The organism is Paramaledivibacter caminithermalis DSM 15212 (assembly GCF_900142245.1).
Classification (GTDB): Bacteria; Bacillota; Clostridia; order Peptostreptococcales; family Caminicellaceae; genus Paramaledivibacter; species Paramaledivibacter caminithermalis.
In genome coordinates this window covers 1-24,676 of the sequence record NZ_FRAG01000050.1, presented here as the reverse complement: position 1 = coordinate 24,676, position 24,676 = coordinate 1, and the positions used below count along the sequence as shown (strand labels likewise).

General features: G+C 34.0%; 44 protein-coding genes. 41 read left to right on the top strand and 3 right to left on the bottom strand.

What is annotated here, in order from left to right:
* Window positions 1–16: 16 nt before the first annotated feature.
* The 41 genes from tuf to BUB36_RS14795 all read left to right on the top strand — a co-directional run bounded on the left by tuf (window position 17) and on the right by BUB36_RS14795 (window position 23,285).
* On the top strand, window positions 17–1,210 hold the full coding sequence (tuf, locus tag BUB36_RS14995) for an elongation factor Tu (RefSeq protein ID WP_073152046.1): 1,194 nt from the start codon (window positions 17–19) through the stop codon (window positions 1,208–1,210).
* A 432-nt stretch (window positions 1,211–1,642) separates the two neighbouring features.
* Window positions 1,643–1,960, top strand: a complete 318-nt coding sequence (gene rpsJ / locus BUB36_RS14990) for a 30S ribosomal protein S10 (protein WP_073152043.1) — start codon at window positions 1,643–1,645, stop codon at window positions 1,958–1,960.
* Between the two features lie 109 nt (window positions 1,961–2,069).
* Window positions 2,070–2,702: a 50S ribosomal protein L3 gene (gene rplC / locus BUB36_RS14985; RefSeq protein ID WP_073152040.1), complete on the top strand. Its 633-nt coding sequence runs from the start codon at window positions 2,070–2,072 to the stop codon at window positions 2,700–2,702.
* A gap of 28 nt (window positions 2,703–2,730) precedes the next feature.
* Complete coding sequence (gene rplD, locus BUB36_RS14980) at window positions 2,731–3,354, top strand: 50S ribosomal protein L4 (protein ID WP_073152038.1); 624 nt, start codon at window positions 2,731–2,733, stop codon at window positions 3,352–3,354.
* A complete protein-coding gene (gene rplW, locus BUB36_RS14975; protein WP_073152035.1) occupies window positions 3,354–3,644 on the top strand; it encodes a 50S ribosomal protein L23 in 291 nt (96 codons plus the stop codon). Before rplD ends, rplW begins: the two co-directional genes overlap by 1 nt.
* 34 nt (window positions 3,645–3,678) lie before the next feature.
* Window positions 3,679–4,509, top strand: a complete 831-nt coding sequence (gene rplB, locus BUB36_RS14970) for a 50S ribosomal protein L2 (protein WP_073152032.1) — start codon at window positions 3,679–3,681, stop codon at window positions 4,507–4,509.
* 76 nt (window positions 4,510–4,585) lie between these two features.
* Entirely contained in the window at window positions 4,586–4,864 is a 279-nt protein-coding gene (gene rpsS, locus BUB36_RS14965) for a 30S ribosomal protein S19 (protein WP_073152029.1), read from the top strand.
* Between the two features lie 31 nt (window positions 4,865–4,895).
* The gene (gene rplV / locus BUB36_RS14960) at window positions 4,896–5,231 is read left to right on the top strand and encodes a 50S ribosomal protein L22 (protein ID WP_073152026.1); all 336 of its coding nucleotides are present in this window, start codon (window positions 4,896–4,898) and stop codon (window positions 5,229–5,231) included.
* A 15-nt stretch (window positions 5,232–5,246) separates the two neighbouring features.
* Window positions 5,247–5,966 carry a 30S ribosomal protein S3 gene (rpsC, locus tag BUB36_RS14955; RefSeq protein ID WP_073152024.1) on the top strand — a complete coding sequence of 240 codons (720 nt, stop codon included), beginning with the start codon at window positions 5,247–5,249 and terminating at the stop codon, window positions 5,964–5,966.
* A 30-nt stretch (window positions 5,967–5,996) separates the two neighbouring features.
* A complete protein-coding gene (gene rplP / locus BUB36_RS14950; RefSeq protein ID WP_073152021.1) occupies window positions 5,997–6,440 on the top strand; it encodes a 50S ribosomal protein L16 in 444 nt (147 codons plus the stop codon).
* Entirely contained in the window at window positions 6,430–6,633 is a 204-nt protein-coding gene (rpmC, locus tag BUB36_RS14945) for a 50S ribosomal protein L29 (protein WP_073152018.1), read from the top strand. The genes rplP and rpmC overlap by 11 nt, the downstream gene beginning before the upstream one ends.
* Before the next feature lie 24 nt (window positions 6,634–6,657).
* Window positions 6,658–6,912 carry a 30S ribosomal protein S17 gene (gene rpsQ, locus BUB36_RS14940; RefSeq protein WP_106406518.1) on the top strand — a complete coding sequence of 85 codons (255 nt, stop codon included), beginning with the start codon at window positions 6,658–6,660 and terminating at the stop codon, window positions 6,910–6,912.
* Between the two features lie 30 nt (window positions 6,913–6,942).
* A complete protein-coding gene (gene rplN / locus BUB36_RS14935; RefSeq protein ID WP_073152015.1) occupies window positions 6,943–7,311 on the top strand; it encodes a 50S ribosomal protein L14 in 369 nt (122 codons plus the stop codon).
* Window positions 7,312–7,329: 18 nt separating this feature from the next.
* The gene (gene rplX, locus BUB36_RS14930) at window positions 7,330–7,641 is read left to right on the top strand and encodes a 50S ribosomal protein L24 (protein WP_073152012.1); all 312 of its coding nucleotides are present in this window, start codon (window positions 7,330–7,332) and stop codon (window positions 7,639–7,641) included.
* Window positions 7,642–7,669: 28 nt separating this feature from the next.
* Entirely contained in the window at window positions 7,670–8,212 is a 543-nt protein-coding gene (rplE, locus tag BUB36_RS14925; protein ID WP_073152009.1) for a 50S ribosomal protein L5, read from the top strand.
* A 15-nt stretch (window positions 8,213–8,227) separates the two neighbouring features.
* Window positions 8,228–8,413: a type Z 30S ribosomal protein S14 gene (locus BUB36_RS14920; protein ID WP_073152006.1), complete on the top strand. Its 186-nt coding sequence runs from the start codon at window positions 8,228–8,230 to the stop codon at window positions 8,411–8,413.
* Window positions 8,414–8,436: 23 nt separating this feature from the next.
* Window positions 8,437–8,835, top strand: a complete 399-nt coding sequence (gene rpsH, locus BUB36_RS14915; protein ID WP_073152003.1) for a 30S ribosomal protein S8 — start codon at window positions 8,437–8,439, stop codon at window positions 8,833–8,835.
* A 30-nt stretch (window positions 8,836–8,865) separates the two neighbouring features.
* Window positions 8,866–9,405 carry a 50S ribosomal protein L6 gene (gene rplF / locus BUB36_RS14910; protein WP_073152000.1) on the top strand — a complete coding sequence of 180 codons (540 nt, stop codon included), beginning with the start codon at window positions 8,866–8,868 and terminating at the stop codon, window positions 9,403–9,405.
* Window positions 9,406–9,425: 20 nt separating this feature from the next.
* Window positions 9,426–9,794, top strand: coding sequence for a 50S ribosomal protein L18 (gene rplR, locus BUB36_RS14905; protein ID WP_073151997.1), 369 nt, complete (start codon window positions 9,426–9,428; stop codon window positions 9,792–9,794).
* 17 nt (window positions 9,795–9,811) lie between these two features.
* On the top strand, window positions 9,812–10,318 hold the full coding sequence (gene rpsE, locus BUB36_RS14900; protein WP_073151994.1) for a 30S ribosomal protein S5: 507 nt from the start codon (window positions 9,812–9,814) through the stop codon (window positions 10,316–10,318).
* 13 nt (window positions 10,319–10,331) lie between these two features.
* Window positions 10,332–10,514: a 50S ribosomal protein L30 gene (gene rpmD, locus BUB36_RS14895; protein WP_073151991.1), complete on the top strand. Its 183-nt coding sequence runs from the start codon at window positions 10,332–10,334 to the stop codon at window positions 10,512–10,514.
* Window positions 10,515–10,530: 16 nt separating this feature from the next.
* Complete coding sequence (rplO, locus tag BUB36_RS14890; RefSeq protein ID WP_073151988.1) at window positions 10,531–10,971, top strand: 50S ribosomal protein L15; 441 nt, start codon at window positions 10,531–10,533, stop codon at window positions 10,969–10,971.
* Between the two features lies 1 nt (window position 10,972).
* Window positions 10,973–12,247: a preprotein translocase subunit SecY gene (gene secY / locus BUB36_RS14885; RefSeq protein ID WP_073151986.1), complete on the top strand. Its 1,275-nt coding sequence runs from the start codon at window positions 10,973–10,975 to the stop codon at window positions 12,245–12,247.
* A 96-nt stretch (window positions 12,248–12,343) separates the two neighbouring features.
* Window positions 12,344–12,994 carry an adenylate kinase gene (locus BUB36_RS14880; RefSeq protein WP_073151983.1) on the top strand — a complete coding sequence of 217 codons (651 nt, stop codon included), beginning with the start codon at window positions 12,344–12,346 and terminating at the stop codon, window positions 12,992–12,994.
* Window positions 12,994–13,734, top strand: coding sequence for a type I methionyl aminopeptidase (map, locus tag BUB36_RS14875; RefSeq protein WP_073151980.1), 741 nt, complete (start codon window positions 12,994–12,996; stop codon window positions 13,732–13,734). The genes BUB36_RS14880 and map overlap by 1 nt, the downstream gene beginning before the upstream one ends.
* Before the next feature lie 36 nt (window positions 13,735–13,770).
* The gene (locus tag BUB36_RS14870; RefSeq protein WP_073151977.1) at window positions 13,771–14,061 is read left to right on the top strand and encodes a KOW domain-containing RNA-binding protein; all 291 of its coding nucleotides are present in this window, start codon (window positions 13,771–13,773) and stop codon (window positions 14,059–14,061) included.
* 16 nt (window positions 14,062–14,077) lie between these two features.
* Complete coding sequence (gene infA, locus BUB36_RS14865; RefSeq protein ID WP_073151974.1) at window positions 14,078–14,296, top strand: translation initiation factor IF-1; 219 nt, start codon at window positions 14,078–14,080, stop codon at window positions 14,294–14,296.
* Between the two features lie 15 nt (window positions 14,297–14,311).
* A complete protein-coding gene (gene rpmJ / locus BUB36_RS14860) occupies window positions 14,312–14,425 on the top strand; it encodes a 50S ribosomal protein L36 (RefSeq protein WP_025434559.1) in 114 nt (37 codons plus the stop codon).
* A gap of 169 nt (window positions 14,426–14,594) precedes the next feature.
* A complete protein-coding gene (rpsM, locus tag BUB36_RS14855; RefSeq protein WP_073151971.1) occupies window positions 14,595–14,966 on the top strand; it encodes a 30S ribosomal protein S13 in 372 nt (123 codons plus the stop codon).
* A 16-nt stretch (window positions 14,967–14,982) separates the two neighbouring features.
* Window positions 14,983–15,381 (top strand): 30S ribosomal protein S11, encoded by a 399-nt coding sequence (gene rpsK, locus BUB36_RS14850; RefSeq protein WP_073151968.1) that lies wholly within the window; start codon window positions 14,983–14,985, stop codon window positions 15,379–15,381.
* Between the two features lie 25 nt (window positions 15,382–15,406).
* Entirely contained in the window at window positions 15,407–16,027 is a 621-nt protein-coding gene (gene rpsD, locus BUB36_RS14845) for a 30S ribosomal protein S4 (protein WP_073151966.1), read from the top strand.
* Between the two features lie 69 nt (window positions 16,028–16,096).
* Entirely contained in the window at window positions 16,097–17,047 is a 951-nt protein-coding gene (locus BUB36_RS14840) for a DNA-directed RNA polymerase subunit alpha (protein ID WP_073151963.1), read from the top strand.
* Window positions 17,048–17,070: 23 nt separating this feature from the next.
* A complete protein-coding gene (gene rplQ / locus BUB36_RS14835; RefSeq protein WP_073151960.1) occupies window positions 17,071–17,412 on the top strand; it encodes a 50S ribosomal protein L17 in 342 nt (113 codons plus the stop codon).
* Between the two features lie 332 nt (window positions 17,413–17,744).
* A complete protein-coding gene (locus BUB36_RS14830; protein ID WP_073151958.1) occupies window positions 17,745–18,581 on the top strand; it encodes an energy-coupling factor transporter ATPase in 837 nt (278 codons plus the stop codon).
* On the top strand, window positions 18,566–19,429 hold the full coding sequence (locus BUB36_RS14825; protein WP_073151955.1) for an energy-coupling factor transporter ATPase: 864 nt from the start codon (window positions 18,566–18,568) through the stop codon (window positions 19,427–19,429). The genes BUB36_RS14830 and BUB36_RS14825 overlap by 16 nt, the downstream gene beginning before the upstream one ends.
* Window positions 19,422–20,222, top strand: coding sequence for an energy-coupling factor transporter transmembrane component T family protein (locus tag BUB36_RS14820; protein ID WP_073151952.1), 801 nt, complete (start codon window positions 19,422–19,424; stop codon window positions 20,220–20,222). The genes BUB36_RS14825 and BUB36_RS14820 overlap by 8 nt, the downstream gene beginning before the upstream one ends.
* A gap of 64 nt (window positions 20,223–20,286) precedes the next feature.
* Window positions 20,287–21,021, top strand: a complete 735-nt coding sequence (gene truA, locus BUB36_RS14815; protein ID WP_073151949.1) for a tRNA pseudouridine(38-40) synthase TruA — start codon at window positions 20,287–20,289, stop codon at window positions 21,019–21,021.
* Between the two features lie 290 nt (window positions 21,022–21,311).
* A complete protein-coding gene (gene rplM / locus BUB36_RS14810; RefSeq protein WP_073151946.1) occupies window positions 21,312–21,740 on the top strand; it encodes a 50S ribosomal protein L13 in 429 nt (142 codons plus the stop codon).
* Window positions 21,741–21,764: 24 nt separating this feature from the next.
* Entirely contained in the window at window positions 21,765–22,157 is a 393-nt protein-coding gene (rpsI, locus tag BUB36_RS14805) for a 30S ribosomal protein S9 (protein ID WP_073151943.1), read from the top strand.
* 444 nt (window positions 22,158–22,601) lie between these two features.
* On the top strand, window positions 22,602–23,060 hold the full coding sequence (locus tag BUB36_RS14800; protein WP_073151940.1) for a TnsA endonuclease N-terminal domain-containing protein: 459 nt from the start codon (window positions 22,602–22,604) through the stop codon (window positions 23,058–23,060).
* 27 nt (window positions 23,061–23,087) lie between these two features.
* On the top strand, window positions 23,088–23,285 hold the full coding sequence (locus BUB36_RS14795) for a TnsA endonuclease C-terminal domain-containing protein (protein WP_073151937.1): 198 nt from the start codon (window positions 23,088–23,090) through the stop codon (window positions 23,283–23,285).
* A gap of 216 nt (window positions 23,286–23,501) precedes the next feature.
* Here the strand turns inward: BUB36_RS14795 and BUB36_RS19790 are convergent, their stop codons facing one another.
* From BUB36_RS19790 to BUB36_RS14785, 3 genes are all read right to left on the bottom strand, one after another.
* The gene (locus BUB36_RS19790; RefSeq protein ID WP_165613104.1) at window positions 23,502–23,669 is read right to left on the bottom strand and encodes a hypothetical protein; all 168 of its coding nucleotides are present in this window, start codon (window positions 23,667–23,669) and stop codon (window positions 23,502–23,504) included.
* A 22-nt stretch (window positions 23,670–23,691) separates the two neighbouring features.
* Window positions 23,692–24,051 carry a hypothetical protein gene (locus BUB36_RS20010; protein ID WP_207550832.1) on the bottom strand — a complete coding sequence of 120 codons (360 nt, stop codon included), beginning with the start codon at window positions 24,049–24,051 and terminating at the stop codon, window positions 23,692–23,694.
* A gap of 65 nt (window positions 24,052–24,116) precedes the next feature.
* Window positions 24,117–24,350 carry a hypothetical protein gene (locus tag BUB36_RS14785; RefSeq protein WP_165613103.1) on the bottom strand — a complete coding sequence of 78 codons (234 nt, stop codon included), beginning with the start codon at window positions 24,348–24,350 and terminating at the stop codon, window positions 24,117–24,119.
* Window positions 24,351–24,676 lie beyond the last annotated feature (326 nt).

Genomic DNA, 24,676 nt, shown 5'->3' with positions numbered 1-24,676 from the left:
AAGGAGGAAAAAAGAGATGGCAAAAGCAAAATTTGAAAGAACTAAACCCCATGTAAACATAGGAACAATAGGACACGTAGACCATGGTAAGACAACGCTTACAGCGGCAATTACAAAGACATTACATGAGAGATATCAACTAGGAGAAGCAGTAGCTTTTGACAACATAGACAAGGCACCAGAAGAAAGAGAAAGAGGAATCACAATTTCAACAGCACACGTTGAGTATGAGACACCAAATAGACACTATGCTCACGTTGACTGTCCGGGTCATGCTGACTACGTAAAGAACATGATTACAGGAGCAGCACAAATGGATGGTGCAATTCTAGTTGTATCAGCAGCAGATGGGCCGATGCCACAAACAAGAGAGCATATATTATTATCAAGACAGGTTGGAGTACCATACATTATAGTATTCTTAAATAAATGCGACATGGTAGATGACGAAGAATTATTAGAATTAGTAGAGATGGAAGTAAGAGAACTTCTTGACGAATATGAATTTCCAGGAGATGATACTCCGATAGTAAGAGGATCTGCCCTTAAAGCATTAGAAGATCCATCAAGTGAGTGGGGAGATAAAATTCTTGAATTATTTGAAGCAGTAGACAGCTATATTCCTGAGCCAGAAAGAGATACTGACAAGCCATTCTTAATGCCAGTAGAGGACGTATTCTCAATCACAGGAAGAGGAACAGTTGCAACAGGAAGAATCGAAAGAGGAGTATTAAAAGTACAAGATAGCGTAGAAATAGTAGGTATGACAGAAGAAACAAGAACAGTAGTAGTAACAGGAGTAGAAATGTTTAGAAAGCTTCTTGATGAAGGAAGAGCTGGAGACAACATAGGTGCACTTTTAAGAGGTGTACAAAGAACAGAGATAGAAAGAGGACAGGTATTAGCTAAGCCAGGATCAATCAATCCACATACAAAGTTCAAGGCTCAAGTATACGTATTAAAGAAAGAAGAAGGTGGAAGACATACACCATTCTTTAATGGATACAGACCACAGTTTTACTTTAGAACAACAGACGTAACAGGTTCAATCACATTACCAGAAGGGACAGAAATGTGTATGCCTGGAGATAACGTAGAAATGGAAATTGAACTTATCACACCAATCGCAATAGAAGAAGGATTAAGATTTGCTATTCGTGAAGGTGGTAGAACAGTAGGAGCAGGTGCTGTTGCTAAGATTATAGAGTAATCACTCTAAATTAACATATAAACCTAGAAGGGGGGATGCTCTTCTAGGTTTATATGTTTAAAAAGTTCCAGGTGACAAGTAAAATAGATTCCAAGTTCCAAGATAAAAGCTCTTTTGTTATAACTTACAGGAAAGACTTAAAAACTTGGAACAATCAGAAAAAAATATCAAAATTCTGAATAATTAAATTAGGGCTTGCAAAAAAAGATTAAGTAGTATATACTATAAAGGTATGTGTGGACTGCGATGATGCAGAAGGTTGCCAGCTAAGCTGGGTAAATTTCTGCGGAGAAGTGTCCGTTCTTGAATCGGGCGACGAGGAACTCACCTCTCCTTATTTTTATTAGTGAAGTGCGAACACCCGGGAGAGTGTACGTTGGTTCCAGTCGTACGTACAAATATATTGCGTGCGATGAGAAGGAGGGAAAAAAGATGGCTAACAAAGCGAATCAAAAAATTAGAATAAGATTAAAGTCTTATGATCACAAGGTGTTAGATCAATCTGCTGTAAAAATTGTTGAAACGGCTAAAAAAACAGGGGCTGAGGTTTCAGGTCCAGTACCGCTTCCAACTGAAAAGCAGATTATTACTATTCTAAGAGCTGTTCATAAGTACAAGGATTCTAGAGAACAGTTTGAAATGAGAACCCACAAAAGACTGATTGATATTCTAAGCCCTACTCCAAAAACAGTTGATTCTCTTATGAGATTAGACTTACCAGCTGGAGTAGATATTGAAATCAAACTTTAAAATTTAAGGTGAAGCTAAGATATAGGTTTATATAGAACTCATAAGCCAACTTGTCTTAGTATGATTGCTGAAAAAGTAATCCGCTGTAAGATTAATAGGAGGTGTAGTAATGAAAGCATTAATAGGCAAAAAAATAGGTATGACTCAGATTTTTACTGAGGAAGGAAATGTAATACCTGTAACAGTAGTTGAAGCTGGTCCAAATTATATAACTCAAATTAAGACCATGGAAAATGATGGTTACATTGGTATTCAGGTTGGTTTTGAAGATAGGAAAAGCAAAAGAGTTAACAAGCCTGCAAAGGGTCATTTTGAAAAATCAGGTGTTACTCCTAAAAGGATTGTTAAGGAATTTAGACTTGAAGATGTAAATGGCTACAATTTGGGACAAGAAATTAAGGCTGATATCTTCGAAGTTGGAGAAAAGGTTGATATTTCTGGAACGTCTAAGGGTAAAGGAACACAGGGTGTTATAAAAAGACATAACCAAAGTAGAGGTCCAGAAACTCACGGTTCTAAATATCATAGAGGACCAGGTTCCCTTGGTGCATCTTCATTCCCATCCAGAGTATTTAAAGGTGAGAAGATGGCTGGAAGAATGGGAAATGAAAAAGTTACTGTACAAAATCTTGAAATAGTTAGAGTGGATAATGAAAGAAATCTACTATTGATAAAAGGTGCAGTACCAGGGCCTAAGGGCGGAATTATTACAATAAAAAAGGCCGTTAAGAGCGTTAAATAGACTCTAACTAGGGAGAGGAGGATGTAAAGTGCCTAAAGTTGATGTTTTAAATGTTTCCGGTCAACGTGTAGGAGAAATGGAATTAAGTGATAATGTATTTGGTGTGAAAGTAAATCAGCACGTACTATACGAGGCTGTTAAAAATTATCTTGCTAATCAAAGACAAGGTACACAAGCAGCAAAGACTAGATCTGAGGTAAGAGGTGGCGGAAGAAAGCCGTACAGACAAAAAGGAACTGGTAGAGCTCGTCAAGGTAGCATAAGAGCACCTCATTTTGTTGGTGGGGGAGTAGCATTTGCACCGAAACCAAGGGATTACAGCTATAAGCTACCTAAAAAGGTTAAGAGACTTGCTATGAAATCGGCGCTTAGCTCAAAGGTTCAAAATAACGAAATTGTAGTATTGGAAGAATTAGCAATGGATGCTCCTAAAACAAAGGATATGGTAAGTATACTTAATAACATAAATTCGTCTAAAAAAGCACTGATTGTATTAAGTGAAAAGAATGATAATGTTATAAAATCAGCAAGGAATATTAAGGGAGTTACCACTACGTTGGTAAACAATTTAAATGTATATGATATATTGAAATACGATAGTTTTGTTGTTACAAAGGAAGCGGTACAAAAGATAGAGGAGGTGTATGTATAATGAGAACGCCTTACGATATCATTATAAAGCCCCTTGTTACAGAGAAGAGTATGGAAGATATGGCTGAAAGGAAATATACTTTTGAAGTTGATAAAAAAGCCAATAAATCAGAAGTAAAAAAAGCTATAGAAGAAATATTTGGAGTAAAAATTGAAAAAGTAAGTACTATGAATGTTAAAGGTAAAGAGAAAAGAATGGGAAGATTCGTAGGAAGAAGAAAAGATTGGAAGAAGGCTATTGTAAAATTAACTGAAGATAGTAAACCGATCGAGTTTTTTGAAGGAATGTAGATGGATTATTAAAAGGTAGAAGGAGGGCAAAAAAATGGGTATAAAAGGCTTTAGACCTACTTCTCCTGGTGTAAGACAAATGACCGTTTCTACTTTTGAGGAAATAACTAAGCATGAACCAGAAAAATCACTAGTTGTTACTCTTAAGAAAAATTCAGGAAGAAACAACCAGGGGAGAATAACTGTACGTCATAGAGGCGGCGGTTATAAAATCAAGTATAGAATTATTGATTTTAAAAGAGATAAAGAAGGAATACCTGCTAAGATTACAGCCATAGAATATGATCCTAATAGATCTGCTAATATAGCGTTATTGACTTATGCTGATGGTGAAAAAAGATATATACTTGCTCCTAATAAATTGTCAGTTGGAGACACAGTGCTTTCTGGTGAAGGAGCAGATATAAAACCAGGTAATGCATTAAAGCTTAAAAACATACCAGTTGGTACTATGATTCATAATATAGAGCTTAAGCCTGGTAAAGGTGGACAATTGGTAAGATCAGCTGGTACAGCAGCTCAGCTTATGGCTAAAGAAGGAAGCTATGCTCATGTTAGATTACCATCCGGAGAGGTTAGACTTATTAGGGTTGAGTGTAAAGCTACAATAGGTCAAGTGGGAAATTTAGATCATGAAAATACTACCATAGGGAAAGCGGGAAGAAAAAGACATATGGGTATTAGACCTACTGTAAGAGGTTCTGTAATGAATCCTAACGACCATCCACACGGTGGTGGTGAAGGTAGAGCTCCTATAGGTAGACCTAATCCATGTACTCCATGGGGCAAGCCAGCTCTTGGATATAAAACTAGAAAGAAAAATAAAAAATCAGATAAGTTTATTATTAAGAGAAGAAGTAAATAGGGGCTCAGAGGTCTTTAGAATATATCTGGGCCTATGGACCTTGTTGCTTTGAGCATGAAAGGAGGAAACGTAAGACATGGGTAGATCATTAAAAAAAGGACCATTTGTTGAAGCTAAACTTCTTAAAAGAATAGAAGAAATGAATGCCAAGGGTGATAAAAAAGTAATAAAAACTTGGTCAAGGGCATCCACTATATTTCCACAAATGGTTGGTCATACAATAGCGGTTCATGATGGAAGAAAGCATGTTCCAGTGTATATTACTGAGGATATGATCGGACATAAATTGGGAGAATTTGCTCCTACAAGAACATTTAGAGGTCATGCAGGAGAAAAATCAAGTAAAGTTAAATAGTTAAAGTGAAGTAATGGGAGGAGGTAATACAGTGGAAGCTAGAGCGATTGCTAAATATGTTAGGGTTTCTCCTAGAAAAATGAAGCCGATTGCTGATTTGGTAAGAGGAAAAAAGGCTAATGAAGCGATAGCTATATTAAAGTTTACTCCTAGAAAAGGGGCAAATATACTGAAAAAAGTAATTGAATCAGCTATAGCAAATGCTGAAAACAATAACGGTATGGATGTGGAAAATTTATACGTTTCAGAAGTATATGCTAATCAAGGACCTACTATGAAGAGATGGAAGGCTGGTTCAATGGGAAGAGCCAATCCGATATTAAGAAGAACTAGTCATATAGGAGTTGTTTTAAAAGAAAAGGAATAGAAGGAGGGAAAATGCATGGGTCAAAAGGTAAGTCCACACGGATTAAGAGTCGGAATAATTAAAGATTGGGATTCAAAGTGGTTTGCTAATAAAAAAGACTATTCAGATTTGTTGATTGAAGACTTTAAGATAAGAAAGCACATAAAAAACAAACTATACACTTCAGGGATCTCAAGAGTTCTTATAAAGAGAACAGCTAATAGAGTTAATATAAATATACTTACATCTAAGCCTGGTATGGTAGTAGGCAGAGGTGGAGAAAATATAGAAAAATTAAAAAAAGAATTAGCGAAAATGACTGCTAAAGCTGTGCATATAGATATAACAGAGGTTAAAAGACCAGAAGTAGATTCTCAATTAGTTGCTGAAAACGTAGCCTTTGCTTTAGAAAGAAGAATTGCATTTAGAAGGGCTATGAAACAGGCTATTGGAAGAGCTATGAAGGCTGGAGCTAAGGGAATTAAGATAGCTGTTGCTGGAAGATTAAATGGTGCAGAAATGGCTAGAACTGAAAGCTACAGTGAAGGAAATGTACCATTATCAACACTAAGAGCTGATATAGACTATGGATTTGCTGAAGCTGATACTACCTATGGAAAATTAGGAGTTAAGGTATGGATTTATAAAGGTGAAATTCTTCCTGGAGCTAAATCAGAATCTCAAGAACAAAATAGAAATAGAAGACGACCAAAGTCTAGAAATAATAGATCTAGAGATAATAGACAAAAAGGATAAATGTAACCATAGGAAAGGAGGATATATACCATGTTAATGCCTAAAAGAGTGAAGCGCCGTAGAGTGCATAGGGGCAGAATGAAGGGTAAAGCTAGTAGAGGTAATACCGTTACTTATGGTGAATACGGCCTAGTGGCTCTCGAACCAGCATGGATTACTTCTAATCAGATAGAAGCGGCAAGGGTTGCCATCAATAGACGTATTAAAAGAGGTGGAAAGGTATGGATAAAAATCTTCCCACATAAACCAGTTACACAAAAACCAGCAGAAACTCGTATGGGTGCTGGTAAAGGATCTCCAGAATATTGGGTAGCAGTAGTTAAACCGGGTAGAGTTATGTTTGAAATGTCTGGCGTAGATGAAGAGATTGCTAGAGAGGCAATGAGACTTGCAGCAATGAAGCTTCCAATAAAATGTAAATTTGTAACACGCCAGCAAATGGAAGAAAAGGATGGTGAAGCAGGTGAAAGCTAATAAACTTCGTGATATGACTTCACAAGAATTATCTCAAAAGCTTAACGATTTAAAAGCTGAGCTATTCAATTTAAGATTTCAATTAGCAACTGGTCAATTAGAGAATCCTATGACAATAAGAACTGTTAAAAAGGATATTGCCCGTGTAAAAACTATTTTAAGAGAAAGAGAATTAAAGGAGATTAATCAATAGCGATACATGAAGGGAGGTAATATCGTGGAAAGAGGAAGAAGAAAAGTAAGGGTTGGACGTATCGTAAGCGATAAGATGGAAAAAACTGCTGTAGTGGCTGTTGAAGAATTCGTTCGTCATCCTCTATATGGGAAAGCTGTTAAAAGGACAAAGAAATTTAAAGCCCATGATGAAAATAATGAGTGTAGAATTGGAGATAAAGTTAGAATAATGGAAACTAGACCATTGAGCAAGGATAAAAGATGGAGAGTTGCTGAAATCATCGAACGTGCCAAGTAGTCAATGTAGGCAATGGAGGGAGGTATACAAATGATTCAACAAGAATCACGTTTGAAAGTTGCTGATAACTCAGGTGCTAAAGAGCTTTTATGTATCCGAGTACTAGGCGGTTCTGGTAGAAAGTATGGAAATATTGGTGATATAATAGTTGCTTCAGTTAAAAATGCAACGCCAGGCGGAGTTGTAAAAAAAGGACAGGTTGTAAAGGCTGTTATAGTTAGAAGTAAACAAGGTTTAAGAAGAAATGACGGAAGTTATATAAAATTTGATGAGAATTCAGCTGTAATTATAAAGGAGGATAAAACTCCAGTAGGAACTCGTATTTTTGGACCAGTAGCAAGAGAGTTGAGAGACAAAAAATTTATGAAAATAGTATCGTTGGCTCCTGAAGTACTATAGGTCTAGGAGGTGAAATGAATGCATGTAAAAAAAGGAGATACTGTAGTAGTAATTAGTGGTAAAGATAAAGGAAAAACTGGAAAGGTACTTGGGGTGTTCCCTAAAAAACAAAGGGTAATAGTTGAAGGGATAAATATGGTGAAAAAGCATCAAAAACCTACTCCAAAGATGCAGCAAGCAGGAATCATGGATATGGAAGCACCAATTCATGTATCAAATGTGATGGTATATGATTCAAAGGCTAAGAGTGGTACGAGGATCAGATATAAAAAATTAGAAGACGGTAAGAAAGTAAGAGTCTCTGTAAAGACTGGAGAAGTTATAGACTAATCTACAGAGTTGAAGGGAGGTATGCTTTGTGGCTAGACTTAAGGAAAAATATAATAATGAAGTTAAGAAAGCTTTAATGGAAAAATTTCAATATAAAAGTGTAATGGAAGTTCCAAAGCTTGAAAAAATAGTACTTAATATGGGTTTAGGTGATTGTAAAGATAATAGAAAAGCTTTAGAATTAGCTGTTAAAGAGCTAGAAACTATAGCAGGTCAAAAGCCAATAGTTACTAGAGCAAGAAAATCAGTTGCAAACTTTAAAGTTCGTGAAGGGATGCCTGTAGGTGCAAAGGTGACACTTAGAGGTGATAGAATGTACGAATTTTTAGATAGACTTATTAGTATAGCACTGCCAAGGGTTAGAGACTTTAGAGGAATTAATCCTAATTCCTTCGATGGTAGAGGAAATTATTCATTAGGTGTAAAAGAGCAGCTAATATTCCCTGAAATTAACTATGATAAAGTTGAAAAAATTAGAGGAATGGATATCATTTTTGTAACCACTTCAAAAACTGATGAAGAAGCACATGAGTTATTAAAATTAATGGGAATGCCATTCAGTAAACAATAATAAGGAGGGAAAGTAGTGGCTAAAAAAGCTCTTAAGGTAAAACAAAAGAGAAAGCAGAAATACTCTACAAGAGAATACAATAGATGTAGAATATGTGGAAGACCTCATGCTTACCTAAGAAAATTCGGGATATGCCGTATTTGTTTTAGAGAATTAGCTTATAAAGGTCAAATTCCTGGAGTTAGAAAAGCAAGTTGGTAAACTGGGAAAGGAGGTAATTAAAGATGACAATGACAGATCCTATTGCTGATATGCTAACACGTATAAGAAATGCAAACCTTGTAAAACATGAATCTGTAGATATACCAGCTTCAAACCTAAAAAAATCTATAGCCAATATATTATTAGAAGAAGGTTTTATCAAAGGATTTGATGTTATAGAAGACGGAAAACAAGGATTAATAAGAGTACAATTAAAGTACGGACCAAGTAAAGAAAGAGTTATAACAGGACTTAAGAAAATTTCAAAGCCAGGACTTAGGGTTTATGCTAAAAAGGATGAAATTCCAAAGGTGCTTGGTGGACTTGGGATAGCTATTGTATCAACATCAAGTGGTGTTATAACTGATAAAAAGGCACGTAAATTAGGTGTTGGTGGAGAAGTAATCTGCTACGTTTGGTAAGAGAAATAAACTGTATAGGAGGTGCGAAAATTGTCAAGGATAGGTAAACAACCAATCACGATACCTCAAGGAGTACAGGTTACAGTTACTGAAAAAAATGTAGTATCTGTAAAAGGTCCTAAAGGAGAGTTAAGTGAGCAAATTAATCCTGATATAAAGGTTAATATAAATAGTGATGTTATTACAGTAGAAAGACCTTCAAACAATAAAAAACATAGAGAGTTGCATGGATTAAGCAGAACTTTGATAGCTAATATGGTAGAAGGTGTTACAAAGGGATATGAAAAGAAGCTTCAAATAATTGGTGTTGGATATCGTGCACAAAAGAAGGGAAAAGTTCTAAATCTACAGCTTGGTTATTCTCATCCAATAGATATGGAAGATCCAGAAGGAATTACAGTGGAGACTCCATCTCAAACTGAAATAATAATAAAGGGTATAAATAAGCAGGCTGTTGGGAACTATGCAGCTAAAATAAGAGATTTAAGACCACCTGAGCCATATAAAGGCAAAGGTATTAGATACGATGGTGAATATGTAAGACGTAAAGAAGGAAAAGCTGGTAAATAATAGGAAAGGAGTGACATGAATTGATTACTAAGCCAAGTAGTAACTCTAAAAGAAAAAAGAGACATCGTAGAGTACGCAAGAAAGTATTTGGAACTCCTGATTGTCCAAGATTGAATATATATAGAAGTGCAAAGAACATATATGCTCAAATAATCGATGATACAAAAGGTGTTACTCTTGCTGCAGCTTCATCTCTTGATAAAGAAATCAAAGAAAAGATATCTAATACAGGAAATAAAGAAGCAGCTAAGCTTGTGGGTAATTTAGTTGGACAACGAGCTAAAGAAAAAGGTATTCAAGAGGTTGTTTTCGATAGAGGTGGATATCTATACCACGGAAGAGTTAAGGAATTAGCTGAAGGAGCTAGAGAAGCAGGGTTACAATTTTAGCTGAAGGAGGGAAATAAATGCGCCGTGAATTAATAGATGCTAGCAAGCTGGATCTAAAGGAAAAAGTAGTTGCTATTAATCGTGTTGTAAAGGTTGTTAAAGGTGGTAGGAATTTTAGATTCAGTGCTCTTGTAGTAGTTGGAGATGAAAATGGTCACGTTGGCATTGGAACTGGTAAAGCATTGGAAGTTCCAAATGCAATTAAAAAAGCAATTGATAATGCCAAAAAACATCTTATAAAAGTACCAAGAGTAGGAACTACAATACCACATGAAATCAAAGGACATTTTGGTGCTGGTAAAGTATTACTAATGCCAGCAGGAGAAGGTACGGGAGTTATTGCAGGAGGTCCAGTTCGTGCAGTATTGGAGCTTGCTGGAATTAAGGATGTTAGAGCTAAATCTATTGGTACTAACAATTCAAGAAACATGGTAAATGCTACCATGGATGGATTAATGAATTTAAAGACAGTTGAAGAGGTAGCAAAACTTCGTGGTAAAACTGTTGAAGAAATATTAGGTTAGGGGGGTGAACACCTTGGCTAACAAACTTAAAATTACTTTAGTGAAAAGTACAATAGGAGCAAAACCTAAGCATAGAAAGACTATTGAAGCGTTAGGTCTAAGAAAAATTAGACAAACGGTAGAAAAACTAGATAATCCTCAAATGAGGGGCATGATTGATAAAGTTAGTCATATGGTAGAGGTAGAAGAAATATAGCAAAGGAGGTGCGCTTATGAAACTTCATGAGTTAAAACCTAATAAGGGTGCAGTTAAAAACAGAAAAAGATTAGGTAGAGGTACAGCTACTGGTCAAGGTAAGACTGCAGGACGTGGCCAAGATGGACAAAATTCACGTTCAGGTGGTGGTGTAAGACCAGGTTTCGAAGGTGGACAGATGCCTTTATATAGAAGAATTCCTAAAAGAGGATTTAAAAATCCATTTAGAAAAGAATGGACAATTGTAAATATCGAAGATTTAAATAGATTTGATGAAGGAACAGTAGTAACTCCTGAAATTCTTAAAGAAGCAGGAATGATTAAAAAGATTAATGATGGCTTGAAGATACTTGGAGACGGACAACTTAAAAAGAAGCTAACTATAAAAGCTCATAAATTCAGTCAGTCTGCCATAGAAAAGATAGAGGCTGCTGGAGGAAAGGCAGAGGTGATTTAAGGTGCTATCCACCCTAAAAAATGCTTGGAAAATACCAGATTTAAGAAAAAGAATTTTATATACATTAATGATGTTTGTTATATTCAGGCTAGGAGCAAATATACCAGTTCCTGGTATGGATAGAGAAATTTTAAAAAGCATGTTCACCGAACAAGGTGGACTCTTAAGCTTTTTTAACTTTATTTCAGGTGGAGCATTTAAGAAGTTCACCATATTTGCTTTAAGTATTTCACCATACATTACATCCTCAATTATTATGAATCTTTTAACTATTGCTATTCCTAGCCTTGAAGCATTAGCTAAAGAGGGAGAAGAAGGAAGAAAGAAAATAGCTCAATACACCAGATACGGAACTGTGATTTTGGCAGTTATTCAGGCTATAGGTATAAGTGTTGGTCTATTTAAAAGAGCTTTAATTTCTACTGATTTTTGGTCAGTGGCGGTAGTTGTTATTACATTAACTGCTGGTACAGCCTTCTTAATGTGGTTAGGAGAGCAAATTACCGAAAAGGGTATAGGCAATGGTATTTCTCTTATAATTTTTGCTGGTATTGTATCAAGATTACCAGTAGGTGTTTACCAGACCTTTACGAAGTTATTTAAAAAAGAAGCTAGTTGGATATCGTTTATAATATTTTGTGTAGTAGCTATAATAGTTATTGCAGGAGTTATTGCTATACAACAAGGAACAAGAAAAATACCTGTTCAGTATGCAAAAAGAGTTGTTGGAAGAAAAATGTATGGAGGACATAGCACACACATACCTTTAAAGGTAAACCAAGCTGGGGTTATACCAGTGATATTTGCAATGTCCCTTTTACAATTTCCACTTACACTTACTTACTTTTTCCCAAGTGGAGGGTTTTCAAGCTTTGTAAATAGATTTTTATCTCCATCTGGAAACCCAGGAATTTGGATATACAATGTTTTATATGCTTTACTAATCATATTTTTCACTTATTTTTATACTGCGGTTACCTTTAATCCAGTAGAAGTTGCTAATAACATGAAGCAAAATGGAGGATTTATACCTGGTATAAGACCTGGCAGACCAACTTCAGAATATTTACAGAAAACTTTAACAAGATTAACTTTAGCTGGTGCAATATTCTTAGCAGGTATAGCAGTATTACCAACTTTAGTTTTGAATTTTACTAATTTACAGATTAGATTTGGTGGTACAGCACTTCTTATTGCTGTAGGGGTTGCATTAGAAACAATGAAACAAATAGAAGCTCAAATGGTAATGAGACACTATCAAGGCTTCTTAAAATAGAAGTATAGATTATTATTAACATTATGATAATATTTTTTGATGCATGGGGATTTGATCCCCATTGCATAAATTAGTTGTTAACCAGGAGTTGGTAAAATGAGATTGATATTATTAGGACCACCGGGAGCTGGTAAAGGAACACAGGCTTCTAAAATAATTCAAAAGTATGATATACCACATATATCAACTGGTGATATTTTTAGAAAGAATATCAAAGAAGGTACAGAGCTTGGTAAGAAGGCAAAAGAATATATGGACAAAGGCTTGCTAGTTCCTGATGAGCTAGTTGTAGCTATAGTAGAAGATAGATTGAAGGAAAAAGACTGTAATAATGGATTCCTTTTAGACGGATTTCCTAGAACTGTTAATCAAGCTGAAGCCCTTGATAAAGTATTAAGCAATATGAATACAGCCCTTGAAAAAGTAATAAATATTGAGGTTGATAAGGAAAAATTAATAGAAAGAGCCGTAGGAAGAAGAATATGTAGAGATTGTGGCTTAGCTTATCACATTAAATTTAATAAGCCAGAGATAGAAAACAAATGTGATTCCTGTGGCGGAGATCTTTATCAAAGAGATGATGACAAGGAAGAGACTGTTTCAAAAAGAATAGAAGTATATCTTAATGAAACCGCCCCTCTTATAGATTACTATTCTGATAAAGGGATTATAGAGAATATTAATGGGCAGCAACATATAGATAAAGTTTTTGAGGAGATAGTATTAGCCCTTGGGAGCGAAAAATAATGATTATTATTAAGTCTAAAAGTGAAATTGAAAAAATGCGTAAAGCAGGTAATATAGTAGCAAAAACCCATGAAGAGCTTAAAAAGCATATAAGACCGGGTATTACTACAAAGGAACTTGATGAAATAGCTGAAGATACTATTAAAAGCCTCGGAGGAATACCTGCTTTTAAAGGATATGGTGGCTTCCCTGCCAGTATATGCACTTCTATAAACGAAGAAGTAGTACATGGAATACCTGGATTAAAAAAACTTAAAGATGGCGATATTATTAGTATAGATATAGGGGCCATTTATGATGGTTATTACGGTGATGCAGCTAAGACTCATCCAGTAGGTGAAGTTTCAGATGAAGCAATGAAACTTATTGAGGTTACTAAGAACAGCTTCTATGAAGGGTTAAAGTTTTGTAAAGAAGGATTCCGTTTATCAGACATATCTCATGCTGTACAAGAATATGTTGAGAGCAATGGATTTTCAATTGTCAGAGACTATGTAGGTCATGGTATAGGAGCTAATATGCATGAAGATCCTCAGATACCAAACTATGGACCTCCAGGAAAAGGTCCTAGATTACGTAGCGGAATGGCCTTAGCAATAGAACCTATGGTTAATATAGGCACTTATAAAGTAAAAACACTTAAGGACAATTGGACTGTTGTTACTTTGGATGGAGAATTATCTGCTCATTATGAACATACTGTGATAATTACTGAAGAAGAACCCTTAATACTAACCTAACCAAGCTGTAATCAAATATTAAAAGAGGTGTGTATTTTGCAAAGTACTAGGGAAGTTAGTATTGGACAATTAGTGAAATCAAAGGCAGGAAGGGACAAAGATAGAGTTTTTATTATTATAGAAATAATTGATGAACTCTATGTGCTAATAGCTGATGGAGACCTTAGGAAGGTCGAAAAACCAAAGAAAAAGAAAATTAAACACCTGTCCAAATATAATATAGTTAGTAAAGAAATCCAAAATAGGCACAGTGGGCATCAAAAAATCAGCAATCTGATGCTTAGACGAGAGATTGAAAAACTGGGACTTCACAAGCCCCAGATATAGGAGGTATGAATTCCTAATGGCAAAAAAAGAAGCTATTGAAGTTAAGGGAACTGTAGTAGAAGCTCTACCAAATGCGATGTTTAAAGTGAAGCTTGAAAATGGGCATGAGGTTTTAGCTCATATATCTGGAAAGCTTAGAATGAATTTTATAAGAATATTACCTGGTGACAAGGTTACCTTAGAACTTTCTCCGTATGATTTAACAAGAGGTAGAATTACTTGGCGCGGCAAGTGATGAAGGAGGGAAATTATGAAAGTAAGACCATCAGTAAAACCTATATGTGAAAAATGTAAGATTATCAAAAGAAAAGGTAGAGTAATGGTAATCTGTGAAAATCCTAAGCACAAACAAAAACAAGGTTAAATTTGAAATTACTTATAGCTTTTTTTAAAAAGCTTTAGTATAATATTTTTTTGAGAACTATATTAGCGGCTGCAAGAAAAAATGAAAATGTTATGATTATAAAAAATCATCCTGAGCAAAACAATAAAAGTCATATTGATAGAATATTTACCTAGGAGGTGTACAGTGAATGGCAAGGATAGCAGGTATAGACTTACCTAGAGATAAAAGAGTAGAAATTGGATTAACTTATATCTTTGGTATAGGAAGATCAACATCTCAAGAGATCTTAAATAGAGCTGGTATTAATTTTGATACTAGAGTTAAGGATTTGACAGAAGAAGAGGTAAGTAAGTTAAGACAAATTATCGACAACGAGTATAGGGTTGAAGGTGATTTGAGAAGAGAAATATCTTTAAATATCAAAAGATTAAAGGAAATAGGATGCTATAGAGGTATTCGTCATAGAAAAGGGCTTCCTGTTAGGGGACAAAGTACAAAAACAAATGCTAGAACACGCAAAGGGCCTAAGAGGGCAGTATCACGTAAAAAGAAGAAGTAGAAAGGGAGGTTAAGTAATGGCGGCTAAAAAAGTGCGTAAAACACGTAGAAAAAGACGTGAACGTAAAAATATTGAGCGAGGTCAAGCTCATATCCAGTCAACTTTTAATAATACAATTATTACTATTACTGACATAGCTGGTAATGCGATTTCTTGGTCATCAGCAGGAAATTGTGGTTTTAAAGGTTCAAGAAAATCAACTCCTTTTGCAGCGCAAATGGCAGCTGAAGTGGCTGCAAAAGCAGCTATGGAACATGGATTGAAAACTGTAGAGGTATATGTAAAGGGACCTGGTTCAGGAAGAGAAGCAGCTATTAGATCTCTTCAAGCAGCAGGATTAGAAATAAACCTAATCAAAGATGTTACACCGATACCACATAATGGTTGTAGACCACCAAAACGTAGAAGAGTATAAAGAGAGTAGGAGGTGCATAAAGAAAATGGCTAGATATACAGGACCATCTTGTAGACTTTGTCGTAGAGAAGGAATGAAATTATATCTTAAAGGTGAGAGATGCTATACTGATAAGTGTGCTATTTCTAGAAGAGGAAACCCACCAGGACAGCATGGTGCCAGAAGAATGAAACTTTCAAACTACGGTCTTCAATTAAGAGAAAAGCAAAAAGTAAAAAGATATTATGGTGTACTAGAAACACAGTTTAGAAATTATTATTCTATTGCTGAAAAACAACCAGGAATTACAGGTGAAAACTTTTTAAGAATTTTAGAAACAAGATTAGATAATGTTGTTTACAGACTTGGATTTGCTGCTTCAAGAAAAGAAGCTAGACAATTGGTAAGACATGGACATTTTACAGTAAATGGGCATAAAGCAAATATTCCTTCAATGCTTTTAAAGGTTGGAGATATTATAGCTTTAAAAGAAAAAAGTAGCAAATCATCTAAGTTTAAAGAGTTAAAAGAAAAATCAGTAACTGTACCTAAGTGGCTAGAAGCTGATGTAGAGAAATTAGAAGGTAAAGTTGTAGCTATGCCAGTAAGAGAAGATATAGATTTACCTATTGAAGAACATCTAATTGTTGAGTTGTATTCTAGATAGAGAAGATATAATTAATATATTAGAATCAGTTACCCTCATAATAATAATAAATTAAGAGGGGTGAAAATCGTGATTGAGATAGAAAAGCCAAAAATAGAATGTGTAGATTCAAATGATGATTTCACTTATGGGAAATTTGTGGTAGAGCCCTTAGAGAGAGGCTATGGAACAACATTAGGTAACAGTCTAAGAAGAATTCTTTTATCTTCGCTTCCAGGTACAGCAGTAAAATGGATTAAAATAGACAGTGTACTACATGAATTTTCTACAATATCTGGAGTTAAAGAAGATGTTATAGAGATTATATTAAATCTGAAAAGTCTAGCTGCTAAAATACATTCTGATGAAGATGTAAAGGTGGTTAGAATCAATGCTCAGGGACCAGGTAGAATCACTGCAGGAGACATTAAGGCTGATGCTGACGTCGAGATATTAAATCCAGACCTTCATATAGCAACCCTTGAAGAAGGTGCTGATTTAAATATGGAATTAGCATTATCTAAGGGCAGAGGTTATGTATCAGCGGATAACAATAAAGAGGATGGAATGCCTATAGGAGTTATACCGGTTGATTCAATATATACTCCCGTTAAAAAAGTAAATTATAAGGTTGAAAACACAAGGGTTGGACAGGTAACTGATTATGATAGGTTAACTTTAGAAATTTGGACAGATGGAAGTATTAAGCCCGATGAAGCAGCTTCATTAGGTGCGAAGATTATGAATGAACATTTAAATTTATTCATAACCTTAACTGACCATATTGATGATGTAGAGATAATGGTTGAAAAGGAAGAAGATAAAAAAGAAAAAGTTTTAGAGATGACAATAGAAGAATTAGACCTTTCTGTTCGTTCATACAATTGTTTAAAACGTGCGGGTATCAATACAGTAGAGGAATTAACGCAAAGAACTGAAGAAGATATGATGAAGGTTCGAAACCTAGGCAAAAAATCACTAGAGGAAGTTAAGAATAAGCTGGCGGACTTATCACTTAGCTTGAAACCAAGTGACGAATAGACTAGTGAAAAGGAGGGAGAGTTATGGCTTCATATCGTAAATTAGGACGTCCTACAGATCATAGGAATTTGATGCTTAGAAACCTTGTTACAAGTCTATTAAAAAATGGACGTATAAAGACTACAGAAACAAGAGCTAAAGAAACACGTAAAATTGCAGAAAAAATGATAACACTTGCTAAAAGAGGCGACCTTCATGCAAGACGCCAAGTTCTTGCTTACATGTTAGATGAGACTGTTGTTAAGAATTTGTTTGACGAAATAGCGCCAAAGTATAATGAAAGAAATGGTGGATATACAAGAATTCTTAAACTAGGACCTCGCAGAGGTGACGCTGCTCCAATGGTTATACTAGAGTTAATATAGCAAGGTATTAGTATGGGATTAAGTTAAGCTTAGTCCCTTTTTTATTAGAAAAAAGGGTTACAGGTTTAGAATAACAGATGAAAGGGGAAGTCTTGTAACCTGTCAGCCATCATTCATAAACAGTTGAGGAAATTGCATAATACATTTAAAGAATTTTAGAATACAAAATGTAGTAGAGAGCGTCGAGAAAGTTATCTGCATATTGTATTTCAAAATTATTAGTGTTAATTATACAAGTTTCTCAGTTAATTAAAACCATTGAATTGTAGTTTTTTTAAATATATAATAGTAGAGTGTAAATATTATTAAGATATTATTAGCGAGGTAAAAACATGTCAAATATGATTGAGACTAAGGAATTGATATTTGAATATAAGGGTAATGAGGAGGAGAATGTTGTTGCTGTCAAAAATCTTTCTCTTACAGTAAAAGAAGGAGAATTTTTAGTTGTTCTTGGACATAATGGTTCTGGTAAATCTACTTTGGCTAAGCTTATTAATGCAATACTTTTACCTAGTGGTGGGAAAGTATATGTGAATAATATGGATACGTCAAATGAAGAAATGATTTGGAATATTAGGCAAAAGGCTGGGATGGTGTTTCAAAATCCCGATAATCAAATTGTGGCGACAATAGTAGAAGAAGATGTTGCTTTTGGACCTGAAAATCTAGGTATTGATCCAGCTAAGATTCGAAAAAGAGTAGATGAAGCACTAAAATCTGTAGGAATATATGAACTCAGAAGAAAACCTCCCCACCTTTTATCAGGAGGACAAAAACAAAGAGTAGCAATAGCTGGAGTGTTGGCTATGAGACCACAATGTATCATATTTGACGAGCCTACAGCTATGCTTGATCCATCAGGCAGAAAAGAAGTGATGGATACAATAAAAAAACTAAATAAAGAAGGTATAACCATTATTCATATTACTCACTTTATGGAAGAAGCAGTTAATGCTGATAGAGTAATAGTGATGGATGATGGTAAGATAGCACTTGAAGGTAACCCCAAAGAGGTATTTTCTAGAGTTAATAAGCTAAAGGAACTAGGATTAGATGTACCACAAGTTACATTATTAGCTCATGAATTAATCAATGAAGGAATAGAAATACCAGAGGATATACTAACTGTAGATGAGATGGTGAGTAGATTATGTCAATTATTGTAGAAAATCTTACACATGTTTATAATGCTAAAAGCCCATTTGAAACAGTTGCACTTTCAGATATAAACTTTACTATTGAAACTGGTGAATTTGTAGGGTTAATTGGACATACTGGTTCAGGCAAATCAACCCTAATACAACATTTGAATGGATTATTAAAGCCAACCACAGGTAAGATTTATGTAAATGATTTTAATATAAACGATAAAAATCTTAAGCTTACGGAGATAAGGAAAAAGGTAGGATTAGTTTTTCAATATCCAGAATATCAACTATTTGAAGAAACAGTATATAAAGAAGTTGCCTTTGGACCAACTAATTTAGGCTTATCCGATTGGGAAATCAATAACAGAGTAAAAGAAGCTTTAAATTTAGTTGGATTAAAGTTTGGGGATATAAAAGACAGATCTCCCTTTGAATTAAGTGGAGGACAAAGAAGAAGAATAGCTATAGCAGGAGTAATAGCTATGAAACCAGAAGTCCTTATACTGGATGAACCCACAGCAGGATTGGATCCAAGAGGACGAGATGAGATACTTAATCAAATAAAAGCTTTACATTCCAAATATAAATTAACCGTAATATTAGTATCCCATAGCATGGAAGACATAGCAAAGTTAGTAGATAAAATAATAGTTATGGATAAGGGCAAAATAGCTTTAATAGGAACACCTAGAGAAATATTTAGTCAGGTAGAAATTCTTGAACAAATAGGATTAGGTATTCCTCAAATAACTCAATTAGTTAGGAAACTAAGAGATAAAGGTATTAATATTAGAGAAGATATCTTAACTGTTGAAGAGGCAAAAAAAGAAATATTAGACCTAGTGAGGGAAAAGAAAAATGCTTAGAGACATTACATTAGGACAATATTATCCAATAAATTCAATTATCCATAATTTAGATCCAAGGTTTAAAATATTAAGCTCCTTTGCATATATAATTGCTTTATTCATAGTAAAAAATATTCAAGCATATTTTATAGTTATAGGATTTTTAGGCTTAACAATTTATCTTTCAAAGGTTCCTTTAAAATATATTCTCAGGGGCTTAAAACCTATATTTCTTATTATAATTCTTACCCTAGCAGTCAATATTTTTATGACTCCAGGAGAAGTTTTATACAGAATAGGACCAGTGAAAATTACTAGAGAAGGTATTGAAATGGCAGTACTTATGGGGTTGAGGCTTATATTTCTAATTATTGGGACATCCCTTCTTACCCTTACTACTTCTCCAATTGAACTAACTGATGGTATAGAAAGAGTATTAAGTCCATTTAAAAAAATTGGGGTACCAGCCCATGAATTGGCCATGATGATGACAATAGCCTTAAGGTTTATACCTACATTATTAGAGGAGACCGATAAAATAATGAAGGCACAAATGGCAAGGGGAGCAGATTTTGAAAGTGGAAATATAGTAAAAAGGGCCAAGAGTTTGATTCCATTACTAGTGCCTCTATTTATAGGAGCCTTTAGAAGAGCTGATGATCTAGCTATGGCAATGGAAGCCAGATGCTATAGAGGCGGAGAAAATAGAACCAGAATGAAACAATTAAAATTTGAAGCTAGAGATTACATTGCAACGATAATAACCATATTTTTTGTTATATCTATAGTTGTTATGCGATATATACTTTAATCACAATGAAATAGATTTTATAGATATCAACATAATTATAATATTTATATAAGGATGAATATTAATGAAGAATGTTAAACTAACTATTGCTTATGACGGAACCAATTATAGTGGATGGCAAAGACAAAATAATGCTAGGACCATACAATACGAAATAGAAAAAGCACTAAAAAAAATACTAAAAAAAGACATAGCTATTCATGGCTCAGGGAGGACTGATGCAGGGGTACATGCTTTAGGTCAAGCTGCCAGCTTTATAGAGGATTTTACTTTACCTACCCATAAAATACCCGTTGTAATCAATAATGTACTGCCTAAAGATATTGTTATAAATAGTGCAGAAGAGATGGATATGGATTTTCATGCAAGATATTGTGCAAAGGGAAAAAAATATATATATAAAATATATAATGATAGCATAAGAAACCCTATATATAGAAATTATTCATGGTTTATTAATGAAGATATAAATTTAAAAAAAATAATTGAAGCAAGTAAATATTTTATTGGTCAGCATGATTTTAAATCATTCATGGCAGCAGGTAGTAATATAAAAGATACAATAAGAACAATTTATAGTATAAATATATATAGAAAAGACAAATTTATAATTATAGAGTACGAAGGAAACGGATTTTTATATAAAATGGTTAGAATAATTACAGCCACACTTATAGACATTAATTTTAATAAAATAAGTATAAAAGATTTAGAGGATATCATAAAATCCAAAGACAGAAGCAAAGCTGGACCCACGGCACCTGCACAAGGATTATATTTGGCTGAGGTTTATTATTAATAAAACTGTTTAATGTGATATGTTAGGATGTTCAAATGTTGTTAGGGTAGAAATTAAAGGTGAAAAATACTTAAGAGAATGACCCTAATAACATTAAAACATTCAACATTAAAACATTCAACATTAAAACATTTGACATATTCACCTAAAAATATTCCTTGACACACACGGGTCCATGTATTAAAATATAAGTTGGTTTAAATATTTGTTTAGAAAATCCACTAGCCCCGGATTTTTAAGATAAATTGTAGATATTTAGTATTTGGATTTGTAAGTTAGGAGGGAAATAGATGAAATCATACGTAGCTAAGCCAAATGAAGTAGAAAGAAAATGGTATTTAGTTGATGCTGAAGGTAAAACTTTAGGTAGACTTGCTACACAGGTTGCTACTATATTAAGAGGGAAGCATAAGCCAACCTTCACACCACATGTTGATACAGGTGATTTTGTAATAATTTTAAATGCAGAAAAGGTTAAATTAACTGGTAAAAAATTAGATCAAAAGATGTATAGATGGCATACTGGATATCCTGGTGGACTTAAAGAAAGATCATATAGAGATATGATTAATAACAAACCTGAAAAAGTTATTTTCAGTGCGGTAAAGGGAATGCTTCCAAAGAACAGATTAGGAAGACAAATGATTAAAAAGCTAAGAGTATATAGAGGATCAGAACATAAGCATCAAGCTCAACAGCCAGAAGTTCTTGATATATAGTGATTGCAAGAGGAGGGAAGATTTATGGCTAAATTGCAATATTATGGTACAGGTAGAAGAAAAAAATCTATAGCTAGAGTAAGATTGGTACCTGGTAATGGAAAAATAACTATAAACGGAAGAGAATTAGATAATTACTTTAATTATGAAACTTTAAAGAGAGAAGTAAAAAGACCTTTAATTATTACAGAAACAGAAGGTAAGTTTGATGTGATTGCAAAAGTTCACGGTGGCGGATTTACTGGACAGGCAGGAGCATTAAGACACGGTTTATCTAGAGCGTTACTTAAAGCTGATGCAGAGCTTAGACCTATTCTTAAAAAAGCAGGATTCTTAACAAGAGACCCAAGAATGAAGGAAAGAAAGAAATACGGCTTAAAGGCTGCAAGAAGAGCTCCTCAGTTCTCAAAAAGATAATATTTTATCAATTACCAAACAAGTTTGCTTATCAGATTATCAAACCGTCGGGGGAATACCACCCTTGGCGGTTTATTTTATGCAATTAAATACGGATACATATGCGAAATCCCGTTGGTGTAATCAGGAGAAATTTTGTTACCCTGATAGGGTTTTCTATCACCAAAACAGCTTAAAATAAGTATATAAAGAGATATATAAAAAATTTCCATCCCTGGTCTGATTACACCTATGAAGGGGTCACACCTGCGTATAAATAATGTATATTATGCATAAAATTTTCCTGATTTTTCACGAGCAAACTTGTTTATCACTCGATAAAGTAGAAAAAATAAAATATATCAAAAAAAGAGTGATTTTCAAAAAAATACATCTCGGAATTGAAAAATCTTCTTTAGCGTATTAACATGTCATCAATGAAGCATTAAAGAAGGGAAGATTTATATGGCTAAAAGGAATAATAATTGGACTACGGCAAAATATCGAAGATTTTTAAATGAGAATCGTGGTATGGGTGAATTGGTGAGTTATAAGCCATGGCTATGCATACAAGACTTCCCATCTAAAGGCAGGGTATCTCGCATAAAGGGGTGGAAAACAAATCGCATACATCATTTTTTCTCTGATATACAAACACGGTGCTTCTATCTATTTGAATGGAATGACGAGATAATAGATATCAGAGAAAACTATCCTCTTTTAGATGTAACCGAAGTCGTAAAAGATAGCAAAGATTTAAAGCAGGATTTTTTTAATAAACAAGACCCTTCACATATCCTAACCACAACATTTTTACTAACTTTAAAGAACAAACAACATATTGCAAGAACGGTTAAATTATCAACAAATTTGGAGAAAAAATCGGTATTAGAGCGACTTGAAATTGAAAAAAGATATTGGTAGGCAAAAAGAGTTGATTGGAGAATTATTATGCAAAAAGAAATACCTACTGCAATGGTTAAAAATATAGAATGGATACATCAGAGTTTAGATACATATGAAGAAAGAGGACTTACAAAAGAAGAATTGCAGCATTGTTGTGAAATTTTGATTAATATTAAGGCTAAAATAAAAATTAACAGGATTGCAAATATAAAACTTAACAGAATTGCAAATGAAATAGTATAATTTGTTACACAGCAAATTATTCCACCCCAAAAAAGTCAAATTATTTTAGCCTGATTTTCATATAAATTGATAAAAGCAAGTCAGATTAAATAATCTGCCGCTAAGGAAATAATCAAAAATGCGAATTGTTGTATCCTAAAAAAACGATGCTAAGTAGTTTAATTTAGAATTTAGCATCGTAAATATAATCTCTATCAAGTATAAATCTAGATTTGTCTAACTGAATGAATCAGTCATAGGATTTTGTATTTTACAAGATTGATAATTGTCTAGAAGATTTATGTATAATTGATATCCATAGCACATTTCATAGGATGTATCGTTTTGACTATAAAGTACCCAAATATCTGTAAATGGGTAGTAAGCAAGAATTCCCTTTGACATGTATTCACCTCAAAAGTTGTTTTTAAGCAGTAATATTTATCTCAGTTTGAGCTTGATAAACTATTTCACTGTCAATAGATCTTAGTTTTTGATTAGCACCAGAAATAAGGCACATTCTAGCAAGTTTGTTAATAGGCCTTAGAAAACCGTTAGTGCTTGAAAATATTAACTCATATGCACTATCAGTAAATAAAGGTTCACTGCACCCTGAATTCTTTAGACTACAGATGATGTATTCTTTGACTTCATCCTTTGTAAGACCCTTCATACTGTAATTTATCACAATACGCTGTCTTAAAGCTTCATGGGGTTGTCTACTTATTTGAGTTATAAAGGGGATTTGAGCTGTTAAGATGAGAATAGCATAGTCCCTAGAATCCACTTCAAAATTGAATATTAGTCTAAGATCATCGAGAACTGAATTCTTTAGAAATTGTGCCTCATCTATTATGATAACTGGCGTGATATTTTTGCTTTTGTGATAAGTGAAAATAGCTTCTTGGGTACACCCCTTTTAGCTACTGCTTTTTTTAATACAGAGTGTAGAGCTGTAAGTTTTTCATGGTAAAAAGCCTCAGCATGAACTACTAATCTACTGGCATCATCTAATATGGCTACTATATAGGTTTTATGCTTTTTACCCTCAATATATTTATAGGAACAATTCATAGTTTCCTTCACTAGTGTTGCATAAAATTAATTACGAAAAGTCAAGAATAAATCTCTAAGAATTATTGATGTAACAAATTTGTATAAATGCAAAATATTTACATAACAATACTGATAAATATTTTCAAAAAGACAACTCCAATCAGAAGATAGTCCTTATCCATATTTTTACAATAGATATATGTTATTTATATTACTGGATTGATTCCCACTGTATTCAAATGCTCTATTTCTGCATTTTCAAATTGCTCTAATGTTGCATTAAATATTCGAATATGGTTTATTCTCCGCCGACCTCTAGAAGATTTTGAAGGTGTGACAAAGAGATTTTCTAGGGA

What these genes read in the sequence shown, in the direction of transcription:
- tuf (WP_073152046.1), top strand. Translation starts at nt 17, where the DNA reads ATGGCAAAAGCAAAATTTGAAAGAACTAAACCCCATGTAAACATAGGA.
- rpsJ (WP_073152043.1), top strand. Translation starts at nt 1,643, where the DNA reads ATGGCTAACAAAGCGAATCAAAAAATTAGAATAAGATTAAAGTCTTAT.
- rplC (WP_073152040.1), top strand. Translation starts at nt 2,070, where the DNA reads ATGAAAGCATTAATAGGCAAAAAAATAGGTATGACTCAGATTTTTACT.
- rplW (WP_073152035.1), top strand. Translation starts at nt 3,354, where the DNA reads ATGAGAACGCCTTACGATATCATTATAAAGCCCCTTGTTACAGAGAAG.
- rplB (WP_073152032.1), top strand. Translation starts at nt 3,679, where the DNA reads ATGGGTATAAAAGGCTTTAGACCTACTTCTCCTGGTGTAAGACAAATG.
- rpsS (WP_073152029.1), top strand. Translation starts at nt 4,586, where the DNA reads ATGGGTAGATCATTAAAAAAAGGACCATTTGTTGAAGCTAAACTTCTT.
- rpsC (WP_073152024.1), top strand. Translation starts at nt 5,247, where the DNA reads ATGGGTCAAAAGGTAAGTCCACACGGATTAAGAGTCGGAATAATTAAA.
- rplP (WP_073152021.1), top strand. Translation starts at nt 5,997, where the DNA reads ATGTTAATGCCTAAAAGAGTGAAGCGCCGTAGAGTGCATAGGGGCAGA.
- rplN (WP_073152015.1), top strand. Translation starts at nt 6,943, where the DNA reads ATGATTCAACAAGAATCACGTTTGAAAGTTGCTGATAACTCAGGTGCT.
- rplX (WP_073152012.1), top strand. Translation starts at nt 7,330, where the DNA reads ATGCATGTAAAAAAAGGAGATACTGTAGTAGTAATTAGTGGTAAAGAT.
- rpsH (WP_073152003.1), top strand. Translation starts at nt 8,437, where the DNA reads ATGACAATGACAGATCCTATTGCTGATATGCTAACACGTATAAGAAAT.
- rpsE (WP_073151994.1), top strand. Translation starts at nt 9,812, where the DNA reads ATGCGCCGTGAATTAATAGATGCTAGCAAGCTGGATCTAAAGGAAAAA.
- rplO (WP_073151988.1), top strand. Translation starts at nt 10,531, where the DNA reads ATGAAACTTCATGAGTTAAAACCTAATAAGGGTGCAGTTAAAAACAGA.
- BUB36_RS14880 (WP_073151983.1), top strand. Translation starts at nt 12,344, where the DNA reads ATGAGATTGATATTATTAGGACCACCGGGAGCTGGTAAAGGAACACAG.
- map (WP_073151980.1), top strand. Translation starts at nt 12,994, where the DNA reads ATGATTATTATTAAGTCTAAAAGTGAAATTGAAAAAATGCGTAAAGCA.
- infA (WP_073151974.1), top strand. Translation starts at nt 14,078, where the DNA reads ATGGCAAAAAAAGAAGCTATTGAAGTTAAGGGAACTGTAGTAGAAGCT.
- rpmJ (WP_025434559.1), top strand. Translation starts at nt 14,312, where the DNA reads ATGAAAGTAAGACCATCAGTAAAACCTATATGTGAAAAATGTAAGATT.
- rpsM (WP_073151971.1), top strand. Translation starts at nt 14,595, where the DNA reads ATGGCAAGGATAGCAGGTATAGACTTACCTAGAGATAAAAGAGTAGAA.
- rpsK (WP_073151968.1), top strand. Translation starts at nt 14,983, where the DNA reads ATGGCGGCTAAAAAAGTGCGTAAAACACGTAGAAAAAGACGTGAACGT.
- rpsD (WP_073151966.1), top strand. Translation starts at nt 15,407, where the DNA reads ATGGCTAGATATACAGGACCATCTTGTAGACTTTGTCGTAGAGAAGGA.
- rplQ (WP_073151960.1), top strand. Translation starts at nt 17,071, where the DNA reads ATGGCTTCATATCGTAAATTAGGACGTCCTACAGATCATAGGAATTTG.
- BUB36_RS14830 (WP_073151958.1), top strand. Translation starts at nt 17,745, where the DNA reads ATGTCAAATATGATTGAGACTAAGGAATTGATATTTGAATATAAGGGT.
- BUB36_RS14825 (WP_073151955.1), top strand. Translation starts at nt 18,566, where the DNA reads ATGTCAATTATTGTAGAAAATCTTACACATGTTTATAATGCTAAAAGC.
- BUB36_RS14820 (WP_073151952.1), top strand. Translation starts at nt 19,422, where the DNA reads ATGCTTAGAGACATTACATTAGGACAATATTATCCAATAAATTCAATT.
- truA (WP_073151949.1), top strand. Translation starts at nt 20,287, where the DNA reads ATGAAGAATGTTAAACTAACTATTGCTTATGACGGAACCAATTATAGT.
- rplM (WP_073151946.1), top strand. Translation starts at nt 21,312, where the DNA reads ATGAAATCATACGTAGCTAAGCCAAATGAAGTAGAAAGAAAATGGTAT.
- rpsI (WP_073151943.1), top strand. Translation starts at nt 21,765, where the DNA reads ATGGCTAAATTGCAATATTATGGTACAGGTAGAAGAAAAAAATCTATA.
- BUB36_RS14800 (WP_073151940.1), top strand. Translation starts at nt 22,602, where the DNA reads ATGGCTAAAAGGAATAATAATTGGACTACGGCAAAATATCGAAGATTT.
- BUB36_RS14795 (WP_073151937.1), top strand. Translation starts at nt 23,088, where the DNA reads ATGCAAAAAGAAATACCTACTGCAATGGTTAAAAATATAGAATGGATA.
- BUB36_RS19790 (WP_165613104.1), bottom strand. Translation starts at nt 23,669, where the DNA reads ATGTCAAAGGGAATTCTTGCTTACTACCCATTTACAGATATTTGGGTA.